Annotated in this window: 16 protein-coding genes and 3 pseudogenes; 14 read left to right on the top strand and 5 right to left on the bottom strand. The window is 70.0% G+C overall.

What is annotated here, in order from left to right; translation table 11 throughout:
- The 7 genes and pseudogenes from JDV09_RS13845 to JDV09_RS13815 form a co-directional block, all read left to right on the top strand.
- A pseudogene (locus tag JDV09_RS13845) lies at positions 1–274 on the top strand (HNH endonuclease); the annotation flags it as partial.
- Positions 275–319: 45 nt separating this feature from the next.
- Positions 320–697: a PPOX class F420-dependent oxidoreductase gene (locus tag JDV09_RS13840; protein WP_221369713.1), complete on the top strand. Its 378-nt coding sequence runs from the start codon at positions 320–322 to the stop codon at positions 695–697.
- 4 nt (positions 698–701) lie between these two features.
- Complete coding sequence (locus tag JDV09_RS13835; RefSeq protein WP_221369712.1) at positions 702–1106, top strand: PPOX class F420-dependent oxidoreductase; 405 nt, start codon at positions 702–704, stop codon at positions 1104–1106.
- A 62-nt stretch (positions 1107–1168) separates the two neighbouring features.
- On the top strand, positions 1169–1672 hold the full coding sequence (locus tag JDV09_RS13830; protein ID WP_221369711.1) for an FxsA family protein: 504 nt from the start codon (positions 1169–1171) through the stop codon (positions 1670–1672).
- A gap of 17 nt (positions 1673–1689) precedes the next feature.
- A complete protein-coding gene (locus JDV09_RS13825) occupies positions 1690–3270 on the top strand; it encodes an amidohydrolase (protein ID WP_221369715.1) in 1581 nt (526 codons plus the stop codon).
- On the top strand, positions 3263–5110 hold the full coding sequence (gene lnt / locus JDV09_RS13820) for an apolipoprotein N-acyltransferase (protein ID WP_221369710.1): 1848 nt from the start codon (positions 3263–3265) through the stop codon (positions 5108–5110). Before JDV09_RS13825 ends, lnt begins: the two co-directional genes overlap by 8 nt.
- Entirely contained in the window at positions 5107–5880 is a 774-nt protein-coding gene (locus JDV09_RS13815) for a polyprenol monophosphomannose synthase (RefSeq protein WP_221369709.1), read from the top strand. The genes lnt and JDV09_RS13815 overlap by 4 nt, the downstream gene beginning before the upstream one ends.
- A 72-nt stretch (positions 5881–5952) precedes the next feature.
- Here the strand turns inward: JDV09_RS13815 and rbpA are convergent, their stop codons facing one another.
- Complete coding sequence (gene rbpA, locus JDV09_RS13810) at positions 5953–6291, bottom strand: RNA polymerase-binding protein RbpA (RefSeq protein WP_221369708.1); 339 nt, start codon at positions 6289–6291, stop codon at positions 5953–5955.
- 121 nt (positions 6292–6412) lie between these two features.
- Between rbpA and JDV09_RS13805 the strand changes: the two genes are divergently transcribed.
- From JDV09_RS13805 to JDV09_RS13780, 5 genes are all read left to right on the top strand, one after another.
- The gene (locus tag JDV09_RS13805; protein WP_221369707.1) at positions 6413–6763 is read left to right on the top strand and encodes a hypothetical protein; all 351 of its coding nucleotides are present in this window, start codon (positions 6413–6415) and stop codon (positions 6761–6763) included.
- Positions 6764–6801: 38 nt separating this feature from the next.
- Positions 6802–8016, top strand: coding sequence for an alpha/beta hydrolase (locus JDV09_RS13800; protein WP_221369706.1), 1215 nt, complete (start codon positions 6802–6804; stop codon positions 8014–8016).
- Positions 8017–8092: 76 nt separating this feature from the next.
- On the top strand, positions 8093–8797 hold the full coding sequence (locus tag JDV09_RS13795) for a hypothetical protein (RefSeq protein WP_221369705.1): 705 nt from the start codon (positions 8093–8095) through the stop codon (positions 8795–8797).
- Between the two features lie 634 nt (positions 8798–9431).
- Positions 9432–9827, top strand: a complete 396-nt coding sequence (locus JDV09_RS13785) for an ArsR/SmtB family transcription factor (protein WP_221369704.1) — start codon at positions 9432–9434, stop codon at positions 9825–9827.
- Positions 9827–10774 carry a cation diffusion facilitator family transporter gene (locus tag JDV09_RS13780; RefSeq protein ID WP_221369703.1) on the top strand — a complete coding sequence of 316 codons (948 nt, stop codon included), beginning with the start codon at positions 9827–9829 and terminating at the stop codon, positions 10772–10774. Before JDV09_RS13785 ends, JDV09_RS13780 begins: the two co-directional genes overlap by 1 nt.
- On the opposite strand, the gene JDV09_RS13775 is transcribed toward JDV09_RS13780, so the two are convergent.
- On the bottom strand, positions 10764–11447 hold the full coding sequence (locus JDV09_RS13775; RefSeq protein WP_221369702.1) for a hypothetical protein: 684 nt from the start codon (positions 11445–11447) through the stop codon (positions 10764–10766). The genes JDV09_RS13780 and JDV09_RS13775 overlap by 11 nt on opposite strands.
- A 73-nt stretch (positions 11448–11520) precedes the next feature.
- Here JDV09_RS13775 and JDV09_RS13770 point away from each other — a divergent pair, with 73 nt between their 5' ends.
- A complete protein-coding gene (locus JDV09_RS13770; RefSeq protein WP_221369701.1) occupies positions 11521–13038 on the top strand; it encodes a carboxylesterase/lipase family protein in 1518 nt (505 codons plus the stop codon).
- Positions 13039–13083: 45 nt separating this feature from the next.
- On the opposite strand, the pseudogene JDV09_RS26815 reads toward JDV09_RS13770, so the two are convergent.
- Positions 13084–13962 (bottom strand): annotated as a pseudogene (locus tag JDV09_RS26815) (SCO6745 family protein); the annotation flags it as partial.
- A 64-nt stretch (positions 13963–14026) separates the two neighbouring features.
- On the opposite strand from JDV09_RS26815, the gene JDV09_RS13760 reads away from it, so the two are divergent.
- Positions 14027–14779: a DUF4333 domain-containing protein gene (locus JDV09_RS13760; protein ID WP_255605341.1), complete on the top strand. Its 753-nt coding sequence runs from the start codon at positions 14027–14029 to the stop codon at positions 14777–14779.
- Between the two features lie 43 nt (positions 14780–14822).
- Here the strand turns inward: JDV09_RS13760 and JDV09_RS13755 are convergent, their stop codons facing one another.
- Both JDV09_RS13755 and JDV09_RS13750 read right to left on the bottom strand, forming a co-directional pair.
- Positions 14823–15314, bottom strand: a complete 492-nt coding sequence (locus tag JDV09_RS13755; protein ID WP_221369699.1) for an RDD family protein — start codon at positions 15312–15314, stop codon at positions 14823–14825.
- A 79-nt stretch (positions 15315–15393) separates the two neighbouring features.
- Positions 15394–15733 (bottom strand): annotated as a pseudogene (locus JDV09_RS13750) (DoxX family protein); the annotation flags it as partial.

Here is a 15733-nt window from a genome sequence, read left to right as displayed (position 1 = left end):
CCACGACCACGCCACCCCGGCCCGCGACGGCGGAGCGACCAGCGCCCTCAACGGCCTGGGCGACTGCGAAGCCTGCAACTACACCAAAGAAGCCCCCGGCTGGACCGTGACCACCAGCCAGCACAACGGCTGCCACACCGCCGAATACACCACCCCCACCGGCGCGACCTACCGCTCCACCGCACCACCGCTACCCGGCCCACCACGACGACGACGACTCAGCCTCGCCGAAGGCCAACTCAGCGTCGACCTGGTCACCTTCGACGCCGCCTGACCGGCTCGAGCGTGCGCGGGTTCCGGCCGTCGCTAGATTGGCCGCATGGCACTCACCTTCGGCGACATCGCGGGCGCGGAGTACATCCTGCTGACCACCTTCACCAAGGACGGCCGGCCCAAGCCGACCCCGATCTGGGCGGCCCCCGACGGCGACGGGCTGATCGTGATCACCCAGGGCTCGTCGTGGAAGGTCAAGCGGATCCGCAACACCCCGCGCGTCACGATCGCCCGATGCGACATGCGGGGCAAACCGCTGAGTGAGGCGGTCGAGGCGGTGGCCTCGGTCGATCCCACCCGCACCGGAGACGCGTACCACGCGATCGCCGAGCGGTACGGGGTGATCGGGAAGACCTTCAATTTCTTCTCCAAGCTGCGCGGCGGCATGAAGAACAACGTCGCCCTCGAGATCAAGGCGGCATGAGGCGGTGACCGGACCGAGGACGCCGGCGTTCGGGGACGTCTATCGGGAGAAATACCTGCTGCTGACCACGTTCACCAAGGACGGGTGGCCCAAGCCGACCCCGGTGTGGGGCGTTCCGGACGGGGACAAGCTGCTCATCATCACCGACGACGGTTCGTGGAAGACCAAGCGGATCAACAACACCCCGCGGGTCACCATCCAGAAGTGCGGGGTGCTGGGCAAGGTGAAGGGCGAGCCGGTCGAGGCGGTGGCGCGCATGCTGCCCAAGTCCGAGACGCGGCGGGTGTTCGACATGATCGTCCGGCGGTACTGGAACCACGCCTGGTACTTCATCCCGCAGGCGATCCTGCGCGGCGGCATCGACAGGGTGCACGCGGCGATCGAGGTCCAGGCGCGGCCTACCGGCTAGGCGTGCTCGGACACAGCTGCCCGGGCGCGGAACCCACGGCGGTTCCCGCGCGTTGTCCCGACATGGCGATGCGGCTGTTCCTGATCTACGCGCTGGTCGAGCTGGCCGTCCTGGTGGCCCTGGTCTCCACGATCGGTTTCGGTTGGACCGTGCTGCTGGTGGCCGCGGTCTTCGTGGTCGGTCTGGCGCTGGCCGGTTCGCAGTCGCGCCGCCACCTGCAGCGACTGCAATCGGGCCTGACGGCGGCCAACGCCCAGGGGGCGGTGACCGACAGCGTGCTCGTCGCGCTCGGTACCGTGCTCGTCGTGATTCCCGGCCTGGCCAGTTCCGCTCTGGGCGCCCTGTTGCTGCTGCCCCCGACCCGCGCCGCGGCCCGTCCCCTGGTGACCGTGCTGGCCGCCAAGCGTGCCCCGCTGATCGTCGGGGTGAGCACCGTCGGCGGCGCTGCGGCCGCCTATCGGCCCGGCGCCGGGCGCGGGGAATACATCGACGGCGAGGTCATCGACGTGGTCGACGATGTGCCGGGTGCCGCGGAACGCGCCGATCAGCGACGCCTGACCGAGTGACCGCCGCGGCCGTCGCCATGACGACCACCCTGCTGTTCAACGGGCGGGTACACAGTCCCGCGATGCCCGATGCGACCGCGATGGCGGTGCGCGACGGTGTGGTCGCCTGGCTGGGCACCGACAACGTCGGACGCGCCCAGTTCCCCGATGCCACGCTCATCGATCTGGACGGCGGGTTCGTCGCCCCCGCGTTCGTGGACAGCCACGTCCACGTGACCGCGACCGGCCTCACGCTGGTCGGCCTCGACCTGCGTGCGGCCACGTCGCTGCGGCACTGCCTGGACCTGATCGCCGCGCATGCCCGGTCGTATCCCGACGGGGTGATCTGGGGGCACGGCTGGGACGAATCGGCCTGGCCGGAGCGGGTGGCGCCGAGCACCGCGGACGTCGACGCCGCGGTCGGTGACCGGCTCGCCTACCTGGCACGGATCGACGTTCACTCGGCGGCGGCGTCGACGGCGCTGCGGCGGGCGGCGGGAGTGCCGGACGACATGCCGTTGACGGCCGACGCCCACCACCGGGTCCGAAGCGCGGCGCGGGAGCACCTCACGGCGGCCCAGCGCTCCGCCGCCCGGTTGGCGGCGCTGAATGCCGCGGCCGCTCACGGCATCGTCGCGGTGCACGAGTGTGCGGGACCCGACATCGGGGGACCGCAGGACTGGGACGAACTTCGTGCCGTGGCACACGGTGTCGACGTCGTCGGTTACTGGGGTGAATGGGTCGGCACCGCCGTGCAGGCGCGCGAGATGATCGACGCGACCGGCGCACGCGGGCTGGCTGGCGACCTGTTCGTCGACGGCGCGCTGGGTTCGCGCACCGCCTGGCTGCACGAACCCTATTGCGACCTGCCCGACGGCTGTCCGGCTCCGACCGGCAACAGCTACCTCGACACCGAAGCCATCACGGCCCACCTGTCGGCGTGCACGGAAGCCGGGATCACCGCCGGATTCCACGTCATCGGTGATGCCGCGGCGTCGGCCGTGGTGGCCGCGCTGGATGTGGTGGCCGAGCGCTTCGGCAGTGTTGCGGTGGCCCGGTGCGGCCACCGCCTCGAGCACCTCGAGATGGTCACCGAAGAGCAGGCCGCCAAGCTCGGCGGCTGGGGGGTCGTCGCCAGCATGCAACCCGGTTTCGACGCGCTGTGGGGCGGGGAACGCGGGATGTACACCCAGCGTCTCGGCGTTGCCCGGGCTCGCGGGATGAACCGTTTCGCGCTGTTAGCATCCCAAGGCGTGCCACTCGCCTTCGGCTCGGACAGCCCGGTGACCGAGATGAACCCGTGGGCCGCCGTCCGCGCGGCGACGGTCCACCACACGCCCGGCAGCGCGATCTCGGCCCGGGCGGCCTTCGCCGCCGCCACCCGCGGGGCCTGGCGGGCGGGCGGGGTTCGCGACGGCGTCACGGGCACCCTGGTGCCGGGGGCCCCCGCGTCCTATGCCGTCTGGGACGCCGACGAATTCGACGTCAGTGCGCCCGCCGACGCGGTGCAGCGTTGGTCCACCGACCCGCGTTCCCGGGTACCGGTGCTGCCCAGGCTCGATGACCGGCTGCCGCGGTGTCGCCGGACCGTGCACCGAGGTGCGGTCATCCATGGCTGAGCCGACCGAGACGTCGCCGGACGCCGAGCCCACCGAGACGTCGCGGGAGACCCGGACGTCGCCGGACGCCGAGCCCACCGAGACGTCGCGGGAGACCCGGACGTCGCCGGACGCCGAGCCCACCGAGACGTCGCCGAACGCCGAGCCCACCGAAACGTCGCGGGAGACCCAGACGTCGCCGGACGCTGCTGCGGGGCCGTCACGGGCCGCGCGCTTCGTCCAGGCAGTGGTAGACCGGCTGCCCGCTCTGAGTGTCGCGATCCTGGCCGGGCTGGCGTTCTATGCCGCCTTTCCGCCGCTGGGCTGGTGGTACTCGGCGATTCTGGGTTTCGCGTTGCTCGGGTGGGTACTGACCCGGCCCTCGACCACGATCGCGGGTGGTTTCGGGTACGGACTGCTGTTCGGGCTGGCGTTCTACGTGCTGCTGCTGCCGTGGATCAGCGGACTGGTCGGTGCCCTGCCGTGGTTGGCGCTCAGCCTCGTCCAGGCGCTCTTCGTCGGCCTGTTCGCCGCGGTGGCGGTGGCGGTTCGTGGGTTGCCCGGCTGGCCGGTGTGGTTCGCCGGGCTGTGGTCGGCACAGGAATGGCTGAAGTCGACCGTGCCGTTCGGCGGGTTTCCCTGGGGTGTCGCCGGGTTCTCCCAGACCGGAGGCCCGCTGCTCCCGCTGGCGCGCTACGGGGGTGCGCCGCTGGTGTCCTTCGCGGTGGTTCTCGTCGGGTTCAGCGTGGCCGCGCTGACACTGGAGATCCTCCGGTGGTGGCGCAGCGACGCCGATGCCCGGGGCGCGGCGCCTCCGGCCGTGGTGCTCCCCGGGATCTGCATCAGCCTGGTGCTGCTGACGGCGACGTTGGTCTGGCCGTCGGTGCGCACGTCGGGCTCGGGGTCCGGCGACGAGCCGCCGGTCACCGTGGCCGTCGTCCAGGGCAATGTCCCGAGGCTCGGCCTGGAGTTCAACGCGCAGCGCCGCGCGGTGCTCGACAACCATGTCGACGAGACGCTGCGGCTCGCCGAGGACGTGCGGGCGGGCCGAGCCCCGCAACCGATGCTGGTGATCTGGCCGGAGAACTCCTCGGACATCGACCCGCTCGCCAACGCCGACGCCGGCCAGGCGATCTCGCGGGCCGCGGCGGCGATCAACGCGCCGATCCTGGTGGGCGGAGTGATCGCCGCACCCGGCTACAGCCGCACCGACCCGGTCTCGTACAACACCGTCATCGTGTGGAACCCCGGCACCGGGCCGGCCGACCGCCACGACAAACAGATCGTCCAGCCCTTCGGTGAGTACCTGCCGTGGCGCAGCTTCTTCAGCAAGCTCTCGCCCTATGCCGACCGGGCCGGCTATTTCGTGCCCGGGCAGGGCGACGGGGTGGTCCGCGCCGCCGGGGTTCCGGTCGGTGTCACCACCTGCTGGGAGGTCATCTTCGACCGCGCCCCACGCGAAGCGGTGCGGAGCGGCGCGCAGATGCTCACGGTGCCCACCAACAACGCCACATTCGACGAGACCATGAGCGAGCAGCAGCTGACCTTCGGCAGGTTGCGGGCGGTCGAACACGACCGCTATGTGGTGGTCTCGGGCACCACCGGGATCAGTGCCGTGATCGCCCCGGACGGCCGCGAACTGGCCCGCACCGGCTTCTTCGAACCTGCCTACCTGGACCAGCAGATCAGGCTCAAGACCGTGCTGACGCCCGCCACCCGGTTCGGCCCGTACGTCCAGGCGGTGCTCATCGCGATCGGCGTTTGCGCTGTTCTGGGGGCGATACTGCACAATGGATCATTCGTGCCCGCGCGTCTGAGGGCCCGGCGATCGACGAAGGACAACGGCGAAGGAGCCACATGAACATCCCCGGTGGCGTCCCCGACGAGCGGCCCAGTGCCCGCACCCTGGTCATCATCCCCACCTACAACGAGCGCGAGAACCTGCCGTTGATCGTTTCACGGGTGCACGAGGCCGCACCCGAGGTGCACGTCCTGATCGTCGACGACGGCAGCCCCGACGGCACCGGCGACCTCGCCGACGATCTCGCGCTCGCCGACCCGGACCGCGTCCACGTCATGCATCGCAACTCCAAGGACGGGCTCGGTGCGGCTTACCTGGCCGGGTTCGAATGGGGTCTGAACCGCGAGTACTCGGTGCTGGTGGAGATGGACGCCGACGGCAGCCATCCACCCGAGCAGCTCGACCGCCTGCTCGACGCGATCGACGCCGGCGCCGACCTCGTCATCGGTTCGCGCTATGTCGACGGGGGCTCGGTCCGCAACTGGCCGCGCCGACGGTTGGTGCTGTCGCGCACCGCCAATGGCTACTCCCGCATCCTGCTCGGGGTGGACATCCACGACATCACCGCCGGCTACCGGGCCTACCGTCGCGAGGTGCTGGAGAAGATCGACCTCGGCGCGGTCGATTCCAAGGGTTACTGCTTCCAGATCGACCTGACCTGGCGAACCATCAACAACGGGTTCACCGTGGTCGAGGTGCCGATCACCTTCACCGAACGGGAGTTCGGGCAGTCCAAGATGAGCGGATCCAACATCCGCGAAGCCCTCTTCAAGGTCGCCGAATGGGGTCTGCGCGGCCGGCTGGACCGGGCCCGGGGAATCGTGCGCTGACCTGGCGGAACCGCCGAACACGCAACGGCGCCCGACCCCGCGGGGCGGGACCGGGCGTCGGTTCGGTTCGGGTCAGCTGCCGCGACGGCGCGACTTGATCAGATCGAGGCGCTCCTTGAGCAGTTCGTCGAGGTCCTCGATCGAGCGGCGCTCCAGCAGCATGTCCCAGTGCGTCCTGGGCGGCTTGACCTTCTTGGGCTCGGGGACATCACCCTCGATCAGCGTGCCCTCCATGCCGTTGCGGCACAGCCAGGTTCCGGGGATCTCCGCGTCGTCGGCGAACGGGACCTCGAATTCCTCACCGTTGTCGGTGCGGTAACGGGCGACCTGACGCGGCGCCAAGTCGTGGTTGCGGTCCGTCTCGTAGCTCACGGCTCCGAGGCGGCTGCCTCTCAAGACACGATCGGCCATCGTCAACTCCTCAATTCACACGATTTGGTCCGGGATATCAACGCGGATCCGGCGCGTGGAGTTCCCGACTCGACCGTCGATGATACCGGGATCTCGCACACGCCCGGATTACAGTCGGGCGGTGACCACTCCGGCCTCCTCCAGCAGGACCCGTTCACGCCCGCAGAGTTGCCGCTGGTGCGGTCGCGAGGTCGCCGATGCCGGGCTGGGCCGACGCCGTCAGTACTGCCGCCAGTCCTGCCGGCAGCGAGCCTACGAACAGCGCACCCTGGTCCGGGGCACCTCGATGCCTGCGGACTCGGTGGTGCTCTCGGCCGAGGAGGCCTCGCTGCTGTCCGACCGGGTCTATCAGGTCCGGTGTGCCGCCGAGGACATGGCGACCGCCATCGAGGAGGGTGCAGGGCACGCCGAGCTGCGTGAACTGTGCGACGCGGTGATGCGGGCCGCCCGCGCCGCCGACGGCTGGCGCTAGCCCGCGGCGGGCGGTACCCGCCGGTAGGGTGATGTTCCGTGTCCAGCGCAGAGCCTGCACCCTCGCGGGTCTGGCGCTGGGACGACTTCGTCCTCGACACCGGCCGCTACGAACTACGGCACGCCGACGGCGTCATCCGGGTGGAGCCACAGGTGTTCGACGTGCTCACCCAGTTGGTCAGCAACCACGAACGGTTCGTCAGCAAGGAAGAACTGTTCGACACCGTCTGGGGCGGCCGGTTCGTCGGTGAGGCGGCGCTGACGAGTCGCATCAAGGCGGTTCGGCGTGCGCTGGGCGACGACGGTGAGTCGCAACGGTACATCCGCACCGTGCGCGGCCGGGGCTACCAATTCGTGGGCACCCTGCATCCCGAGGAATCCGCGCCGCCGCCGGCCCTGCCGGAGCCGGAGGTACCGCGCCAGCACATCGCGTTCTGCCGGGCGGCCGACGGCATCAGGTTGGCCTACGCGATGGTCGGTGAGGGCGCGCCGTTGGTGCGCGCGGCGAACTGGATGACCCATCTCGGTTATGACATCGAGAGCCCGGTATGGCAGCACTGGGTGCGTGACATGTCGGTGCAGCACACGTTCATCCGCTACGACGAGCGCGGTTGCGGGCTGTCGGACTGGGAGGCGGGCGATTTCACCTTCGACGACTGGGTCGCCGACCTCGAGTCGGTGGTCGAGGCCCTCGGCCTGGAGCGGTTCCCGCTGCTGGGTGTCTCGCAGGGCGGAGCGGTGGCGGTCGCCTACGCCGCGCGGCATCCGGACCGTGTCAGTCGACTGGTGTTGTGCGGAGCCTACGCCCGAGGGCGTGCGGTTCGTGCCATGAGCGATGACGAAAAGCGCGCTGCTGCATTGGATCTGGAGCTCGCACGGGTGGGCTGGGGACGCGACGACCCGGCCTTTCGTCAGGTGTTCGCCGCGCAGTTCCTGCCCGACGGGACCCGCACGGACTGGGCGGCGTTCGATCAACTGCAGCGCCGGACCACGTCGCCGGAGAACGCGGTCCGTTTCCTGGAGGTGTTCGCGCGCATCGACGTCCGCGATCAGGCCTGCCGAGTGCGGTGCCCGACGCTGATCCTGCATTCCCGCGACGACCACCGTGTCCCCATGCGCTACGGCGAGGAACTGGCCACTCTGATTCCCGATTCCCGCCTCGTCGCGCTGGCGAGCAACAATCATCTGCTGACGGCCACTGAACCGGCGTGGCAGGTGTTCTGCGACGAGGTGAACGGGTTTCTGACGTCCTGATGGGTCCGGGCGCATCTCCACGCAATCTCCACGGGATCTATATGCGCCGCCCGTGGCACCCGGCCATGCTGGTCGCATGAGAAAACACACTCGCACGATGCTGCTGGGGCTCAGCGCGCTCGTGGCTTTCGCGACGCTGTCGGCCTGCTCGGGGAGCACGACGACCGAGGCCACGTCCTCATCCGAACCGGCCACGACCTCCACGCAGGGGCGGGTACCCACGTCGGCGCGGTACATGGCCGACATGACCGCGGCAGACGGCAAGACGATGACGATCGGGATCAGCGTCGACGGCGCTGAGGTTGCCGCCTACGCGTGCAACGGGATCGACGACGAGTCCTGGTTCTTCGGGGAGCAGACCGACGGCCGGGTCGACCTGACGTCGCGGTTCCGCGACACGCTAGAGGCCGACTTCGACGGATCGGTGGTGACCGGTGAGCTCACCATGAACGGCGTCGCGTTCGACTTCACCGCCAACGAGGTCTCCGGCCTGGCGGGCATGTACACCGCCGCGTCCGACGGTGTCCGTGCTTCCTGGGTGGTGCGCCCCGACGGCACCGCCACCGGCGTGCAGTTCAGCGGATTCTCCGAAGGAAACCGCGATTTCGACCCGTTCAACCTCGACGAGTTCAACGATTTCGAGGTGCGCAACGACGTGCGCCCCCGGCGCAACCTCGGCCCAGCCGGACCGATCGAGTTCGACGACGGTAAGCCGCACGCCGAGATCAACGGGGTGGGCGTCGAGCCGGAGCTGGTGACCGGGACGTTTCGACTGGGCTGACCCGAGCCTCGGTTGCACGCAGAATCAATCCCTTCGCCGGGTGGGCGGGAGTCGTGAGGACTCCCGCCCGCCCGGCCCGCTTGGCTGCGCGGGGTCATCGTGACGGCCAAAGACCCGCCTGGACGGCCTTGCCGGGAGACGCTGAGGCGCGGGCGAATGGTTGCAACCCGGTCCCGTTCCCCGGGTTCGTTCCGTGGACCATCTACTGGACGGCCCCGAGCACCTGGATGTTCGCGGCGGTCTGTGCCGTGCCCGCGACGTTGATCCTGGGGATGGATGGACACCTACGCCACCACGCTGTCGAGCGGGGTCGCTGATGGTGGTGTTCGGTTCGTTGGCCTTCGTGCCCTGCACCGCTCATTACGCACCGGCGTCGGTGCGCCGTCACGACTGGGAGGAAGCGGCCTTCCGGCGCACCAACCAGGTCCTGACGCTGATGTGGGCCCTCGTGTTCGCGCTGATCGCAGTGCTCGGCAACTGGCGGCGGCGCCGTCGACCGGACCAAAGGGGTGATCCCGGTGGTCGTGCTGATCGGCGCGTTCGGGATGACCCAGATCCACCCGGAACGAAAGCGGGAGCGGGCGTGGGGCGCCGGCGGCGCGCGGGCCGACGGGTGGACCGCTATTATCTGCGTATGAATGCAGATAACAAGGTCTGTACTCGGCGGCTGGCCGACGAGCAGGCCGACCTGGTCGTCGAGGTATTCCGGATGCTCGCCGATGCGACCCGGATCCAGCTGCTGTGGGCGCTGGTGGACCGCGAGCTGTCGGTCAACGACCTGGCAGCGCGGGTGGGCAAGCCGGGACCGTCGGTGTCGCAGCACCTGGCCAAGCTGCGGATGGCCCGGCTGGTCCGCACCCGCAGGGAGGGCACCCAGGTGTTCTATCGCCTGGAAAACGACCACGTCGGCCAGCTGGTGACCGATGCGGTGCACAACGCCGAACATGCCGCGGGCGGGGTGCCGGCCCATCACCTGGACAGCCGGGACCTGACGGTGCTGCACGACGCCGTCGGCGGGGACGCGGGCTGATGGCCGGACACCGGCACCACACCTTCGTGCCGCACAGCCACGACCACGGCGACCGGCTCGACGCGGCCCTGCAGGACAGCCGGGCGGGTATCCGTGCGGTCAAGATCAGCCTGGTCGTCCTCGGGGCGACCGCGGCCGCCCAACTGACGGTCGTCGCGGTGTCGGGTTCGGCGGCGCTGCTGTCGGACACGGTGCACAACTTCTCCGATGCGCTGACCGCCGTGCCGCTGTGGATCGCGTTCGCGATGAGCGGGCGGGCCGCCACCCGGCGCTACACCTACGGGTTCGGTCGGGTCGAGGACGTCGCGGGCCTGGCCGTGGTGGTCATGATCGCGATCTCGGCGCTGGTGGCACTGGTGGAATCGGTGCGCCGGCTCGTCGACCCGGTGCCGCTGACACACCTCGGTGCGGTGATGGTCGCCGGGCTGATCGGATTCCTCGGCAACGAGGCGGTCGCACTGTACCGGATCCGGGTGGGCAGGCGGATCGGGTCCGCGGCCCTGCGTGCCGACGGGATGCACGCGCGCGCAGATGGATTGACGTCGCTGGCGGTGGTGGTGGGTGCGGTCGGCGCCGCGCTGGGATTCCCGATCGCCGACCCGGTGGTCGGTCTGCTCATCGCCGTCGCCATCATCGGGGTGCTGGTGGTCGCGGCCCGCGACGTGTTCGGCAGGCTGCTCGACCGGGTCGATCCGGAACTGGTCGACACCGCCGTCCGGGTGCTGGGCGGCCGGCCAGGGGTGCGCGGGGTGCGCCGGGTCCGGATGCGCTGGGTCGGCCACCGGCTGGAGGCCGACGCGGACCTCGACGTCGACCGAACGCTGAGCCTGGCGCAGGCCCACGCGCTGGCCCACGACGCCGAGCACGAGCTGGCGCATGCCATCGACAAGCTCTCGTCGGTGGTCGTGCACGCCTATCCGGCACACGAACCGGTCATCAGCAGCTGAACATCTCGCCGACGTCGATCGGCGCCGTGGTCGGCTGCAGGCAGCCGAATGGGGTGACCCCCGCCGAGCTGATCTTCATCGCGCTGCGGAACGCATAGTTCACGCACAGCAGGCCCGACGCGTCGCTGCGGCAACGAAAGTCGCCGAACGCCAACGACTGTCCCTCGGGCAGCTCGGCCCCGATGCCGTTGACGAACGGGCCCGGGTCCCCGTGTCGCGCCCCGACCTGCATGGCGCTGCCCGAGAATTCGGTCCACCCCGGCTTCCACAGCCCCTCGCCCTCGTTGGGCGGCGGAGGCGGCGAGTCGAGGTCCACCAGGCAGGTGAGGGCCCCGTCGAGGAACGCCGTGTCGGTGATGCACTGCGTGACGCCGTGCGGCGCCCCGGACGCCGCGGTGAAGGCGATGTCGTCGGCCAGTTCGGTGCTCACCCCGTCGCGGAATGCCACCCGGTATTCCCCGGGATCGGCGGGCGTGCCGGCCTCCACCCACTTGATCACGTCGGCGATCGCACTGCCCGCCGCGGGCGCGCCCCCCGTCGAGGGCGCCGCCGCGGTGCTACTCGGCAGGCTCCCGGTCGAGCCCGACGGGGCCGACGGCTCGGCGTCGCCACCGACCGACTGGGTGCAGGCGGCGGCCAACAGGCTCACTGCGATCAGCCCGATCATCCGCATTGGGCCAGGCTAGCCGTGCGACACGCATCGGCGGACGAGGCGGGGCCGTGCCGGCTTCGATACCGTCGAGGGGATGCACGAGCACACCGTCCGGGTGAAGATCGCCTCGGGCACCGTCGAGGGCTTCGCCGGCGATGGCGTCAACCGCTGGCGCTCGATCCCGTACGCCAGACCCCCGATGGGACCGTTGCGGTACCGGGCGCCGCAACCGGTCCAACCGTGGCCGGGGGTTCGCTACTGCCACGGGTTCGGGTACTGCGCCCCCCAGCAGCGGATGTACACGATTCTGGCGCCGGGCCGGTACCAGCCGATGAGCGAGGACTGTCTGACGCTCAACGTCACCGCCCCGAGCGGATCCGACGCGCCCGGAGACGAGCCGCTGCCCGTGATGGTGTTCATCCACGGCGGGGGATACATGCTGGGCAGTTCGGCCACCCCGATCTACGAGGGTGCGTCGTTGGCCCGCAAGGGCTGCGTGTTCGTCTCGGTGAACTATCGGCTCGGTGCGCTCGGCTGTCTCGAGTTGTCCTCGCTGTCTTCCGACGAGATCGCCATCGACGACAACCTGTTCCTGCGCGATCTGGTGATGGCGCTGCAGTGGGTGCGTGACAACATTTCGGTTTTCGGCGGTGATCCGGCCAACGTGACGATTTTCGGCGAGAGCGCGGGGGCGCACGCCGTCGCAACGCTGATGGCCACCCCGCAGGCCGAAGGGCTTTTCACACAGGCGATCTGCCAAAGCCCCAGCAACGGGATGACCCGCGGGGTGGATGTCGCGGCCGACTACGCGGTCAGGTTCGCCGGGCAGCTCGGTGCGAGTAGGACGGAGGCCGGCAGGGCGCTGATGGCGGCGCGCCCGGCCGAGCTGGTCGAGGCGCTGGAGCGGCTCATCATCCAGGGACAGCGGGACATGCTGGGCGCGTTCGCGATCGGGCCGACCTTCGGCACCGACTTCCTGCCGCAGGACCCGGTCGACGCGATGCGACGCGGTGCGGCGCACCGGGTGCGGTTGATCGTCGGCACCAACGCCGACGAGGGTCAGCTGTTCACCCGTTTCCTGAAGCTACTGCCGACCAGCGAGCCCGCGATCGAAAAGCTGTTGTCCCTTGCGGATCCCGTTGACCGCGAACGCATCATCGCCGCATATCCGGACTACCCGAAGTCCGCCGCCTGTGTGCGCCTCGGTGGCGATTTCATCTTCGGCTCGGCGGTGTGGCAGATCGCGCAGGCGCACAGCACGCACGCGCCGACGTTCGTCTACCGCTATGACTACGCGACCCGGACGATGCGGTGGTCGGGCCTGGGCGCCACCCACGGCACCGAGCTGCTCGCGGTATTCGACGCCTACCGGTCCGGCCTCGGCAGGCTGATCGCCGCCGGCGTGGATTCGCGCATTGCGCGCAGGGTCAGCGACGACGTCCAGGCCCGCTGGCTGTCCTTTGCCGACTGTGGCGTGCCGGGTGGGGATTGGCCGCTCTACGACTGCTATGCGCGCGCGGTCATGGTCCTCGACCGGCGGCCCGGCATCGAGTTCGATCCGCACGCCGAACGAAGGCTTGCCTGGGAAGGGTTCTCGCTGGCTCGTCGATGAGCCGGTGTCGGCTCGGTGCGGGTGTGAGCCGGTGTCGGCTCGGTGCAGATGCGCGCCGGCGTCGTCGAGGTCGGACCGGTTCAGCCCCATCGGGGTCCCTTCGGGCACGTCGCCGCCGGCCACCACCTTGCGGGTGATCGGGGTCAGCGCGGCGAACAGCGCCTCCACCTGGTCGTCGTCCAGGGCGGCGAGTGGCGCGAGGGCCAGGGCGTCGGTGGTGTCCTCGATGTGCCGTTTGAGCGCGTGTCCGTCGGTGGACAGCGCACCGGCGGAGTCGAGCAGCCCCCGCTCGCGCAGCGCATTCCGGTGCAACTCCCACTGCGCGTCGTCGTAGTCACGGCTGCGCCTGATCATGGCCTCGTGCACCCGTCCCGCCGCGGCATGCAGAACATTGGATTCGCGCCCCGAGATCCCTTCGGCCACCAGCACCGCGACGTGCCCGTCGCCACGGTGCTCGCGTAGCAGCGTCGTCGGGTGCCAGAGCCGGCTCAGCGGTTCCTGCGGCCAGTCCAGGGCACTATTGGCCGCGAACAACGGACGGCCACCGAGTTGGGCGTGCGCGCAGACCCTGGCGGCGAGATCGGCAACGACCTCGGCCTCGGTCTCGGTGACCCCGTAGCGACGCAGCGCCGCGACCGCCGAGGCCTCACGTGCCCGCAACGCGTCGGCGGGTGTGGCGATCTGCCAGGCGCCGGAGAGGGCCTTGACGGCCCGTTCCCCGGTGAAGTTGTAGAACGCGGCGCTGACAACCTCGGCGGGCACGATGCCGAACGGAGCCGAACGGGCCGCGAAGTAGCCCATCCAGAAGCCGCGCAAACCCAGGCCGTCGAGCGCGGCCCGTGCCTCTGGCGCGAATTAGGTCACCGCGTGGACGGGTTCGACACGGTCGAACAGGCGGCGGGCCATAGTGCGGTGCCGGGTCATGCCGGTAGTCGATCAGACGCCGCCGCGCGCGGGTTCTGCTATCGTCCCTGCAAACGTCGAGGTCATGACGGGACAGCGCATGATGAAGGTGATCGGTGCGCTCGTCGCGCTGCTGGCAACGCCGGTGGCGGTGGTGGCGTGCACGGTACCCCCGGCCGATAGGGTCCCGACCGTGGCGAGCGGCGACCTGCAATCCGATATCGCCAAGCGGTTGTCCGACGCCGGTGTGCAACCCCAATCGGTGAACTGTGCGGGTGATCTGGTCGGTGAGGTGGGGCAGACCGCTCGGTGTGAGGTGGTGATCGGCCCGACCAACAGCTTCGAGCCGATCGTGCTGGTCACGGCGGTCGACGGCGCCACCATCGATTACCAGATGACGCCCGCGCTGTCGAAGGGGCAGCTGGAGCGGGCGGTGTCGCGGCTGCTCGCCGACCGGGAGGAGCTGGCCGCCGCCGCGGTGGCCTGTCCTGCGGGTCTGGTCGGCAGGACCGGCGCGCAGACGCGGTGCGACGTCACCGTGGACGGAGCGACGGTGCGTCGCACCGCAGAGGTCACCGAGGTGGAGGGGCTGATGATGACGTTCGACGTCATCCCCATCCTGACCCGGGTGGAGGTGGAGGGCTCGCTGCTCGGCGAACTGACGCAGCAACTCGGCCGCCGTCCGGATTCCGCGGAGTGCGCCGGGGACCTCGAGGGGCGGCCGGGCAACACCGTGGAATGCACCGTTGCGGTCTGGCCGGCCAGCGCCGTATTCGTGCTGACGGTCACCGCGGTGGACGGCCAGCACATCGACTACACCTACGCGCGGCGGGAATGACCGGGTCGGCCGTCCGGTGGTCGTGGCCGACCCGTCGAACGACTCAGCTGTAGATGACCTGGGTCCCGCCCGCGAGTTCGTCGTGCTTGCCCTGCTTGGTGGGGCTGCTGTTGATCGTCACCGCGATGATGATGATCGCGATCACGCCCAGCAAGCCGCCGACGAACGGGATTATGGGCAGCAACGTCCACGAGTTCCGGATGGCCGACTGCTTCAGATCGGGCTTGGCTGCGCCCGCCGGGCCGTGCACGCTCAGTCCCAGTAGCTTCTTGGCCGGGGTCCAGCCCTGGGTGACCTCGAAGGCGATGAAGTAGACGAACGTCAACAGCCCGGTGAACAGGCCGGTGATCCAGTAGTTCGACATCGCGCCGATGAGGTACACGATGATCGAGCCGACGATGCCGACGATGATCCCGTCGATCGCCCGGGCGAAGAACCGCCTGCCCAGCCCACCGGGCTGGGCGCCGCCGGCCGGCGGGGGATAGCCGCCGGGGTAGCCGTACTGGCCGGGCTGGGGCGGGTAGTCGCTCGTCATAGGTCGGCTCTTTCTCGCGAGGTCACCAGGAGTGACCACACGGTACCGAGTGGCCGGTGGTCCGCGGAAGGGATTCGGGTCAGCGCCTGCGGCGCTTCTTCATCTCCGCCCCGGCGGTGTCGACCAGATCTGCGGCCCGTCCGCGCGCGAATTCGGCCCGCTCGCGGGCCACTTCGGCCAGCTCCGGTCCGCGTTCGCGGGCGATGTGGGCGAGTTCCCCGCCGCGTTCGCGGGCGACCTCGGCGAGTTCCCCGCCGCGTTCGCGGGCGACCTCGGCGAGTTCCCCGCCGCGTTCGCGGGCGACAACGGCCAGCTCGCCGGCGAGCTCACCGCCGCGTTCGCGGGCGATGTGGGCAAGCTCTCGGCTCCGCTCGGCTCCGACATGCAGGCCCTGGCCCACCTTCTCGCCGAGTGCGCTG

It is taken from the genome of Mycolicibacterium xanthum, assembly GCF_019710635.1.
Classification (GTDB): Bacteria; Actinomycetota; Actinomycetes; order Mycobacteriales; family Mycobacteriaceae; genus Mycobacterium; species Mycobacterium xanthum.
The sequence above is the reverse complement of the archived record's forward strand: the minus strand, read 5'-3'. Positions and strand labels throughout refer to the sequence as shown.

Excerpts from the sequence above, each read along its gene's own strand:
- rbpA (WP_221369708.1), bottom strand. The coding sequence starts at position 6,291 with ATGGCCGATCGTGTCTTGAGAGGCAGCCGCCTCGGAGCCGTGAGCTAC.
- JDV09_RS13770 (WP_221369701.1), top strand. The coding sequence starts at position 11,521 with ATGCACGAGCACACCGTCCGGGTGAAGATCGCCTCGGGCACCGTCGAG.
- JDV09_RS13785 (WP_221369704.1), top strand. The coding sequence starts at position 9,432 with ATGAATGCAGATAACAAGGTCTGTACTCGGCGGCTGGCCGACGAGCAG.
- JDV09_RS13760 (WP_255605341.1), top strand. The coding sequence starts at position 14,027 with ATGACGGGACAGCGCATGATGAAGGTGATCGGTGCGCTCGTCGCGCTG.
- JDV09_RS13795 (WP_221369705.1), top strand. The coding sequence starts at position 8,093 with ATGAGAAAACACACTCGCACGATGCTGCTGGGGCTCAGCGCGCTCGTG.
- JDV09_RS13775 (WP_221369702.1), bottom strand. The coding sequence starts at position 11,447 with ATGCGGATGATCGGGCTGATCGCAGTGAGCCTGTTGGCCGCCGCCTGC.
- JDV09_RS13825 (WP_221369715.1), top strand. The coding sequence starts at position 1,690 with ATGACGACCACCCTGCTGTTCAACGGGCGGGTACACAGTCCCGCGATG.
- JDV09_RS13815 (WP_221369709.1), top strand. The coding sequence starts at position 5,107 with ATGAACATCCCCGGTGGCGTCCCCGACGAGCGGCCCAGTGCCCGCACC.
- JDV09_RS13840 (WP_221369713.1), top strand. The coding sequence starts at position 320 with ATGGCACTCACCTTCGGCGACATCGCGGGCGCGGAGTACATCCTGCTG.
- lnt (WP_221369710.1), top strand. The coding sequence starts at position 3,263 with ATGGCTGAGCCGACCGAGACGTCGCCGGACGCCGAGCCCACCGAGACG.
- JDV09_RS13755 (WP_221369699.1), bottom strand. The coding sequence starts at position 15,314 with ATGACGAGCGACTACCCGCCCCAGCCCGGCCAGTACGGCTACCCCGGC.
- JDV09_RS13830 (WP_221369711.1), top strand. The coding sequence starts at position 1,169 with ATGGCGATGCGGCTGTTCCTGATCTACGCGCTGGTCGAGCTGGCCGTC.
- JDV09_RS13780 (WP_221369703.1), top strand. The coding sequence starts at position 9,827 with ATGGCCGGACACCGGCACCACACCTTCGTGCCGCACAGCCACGACCAC.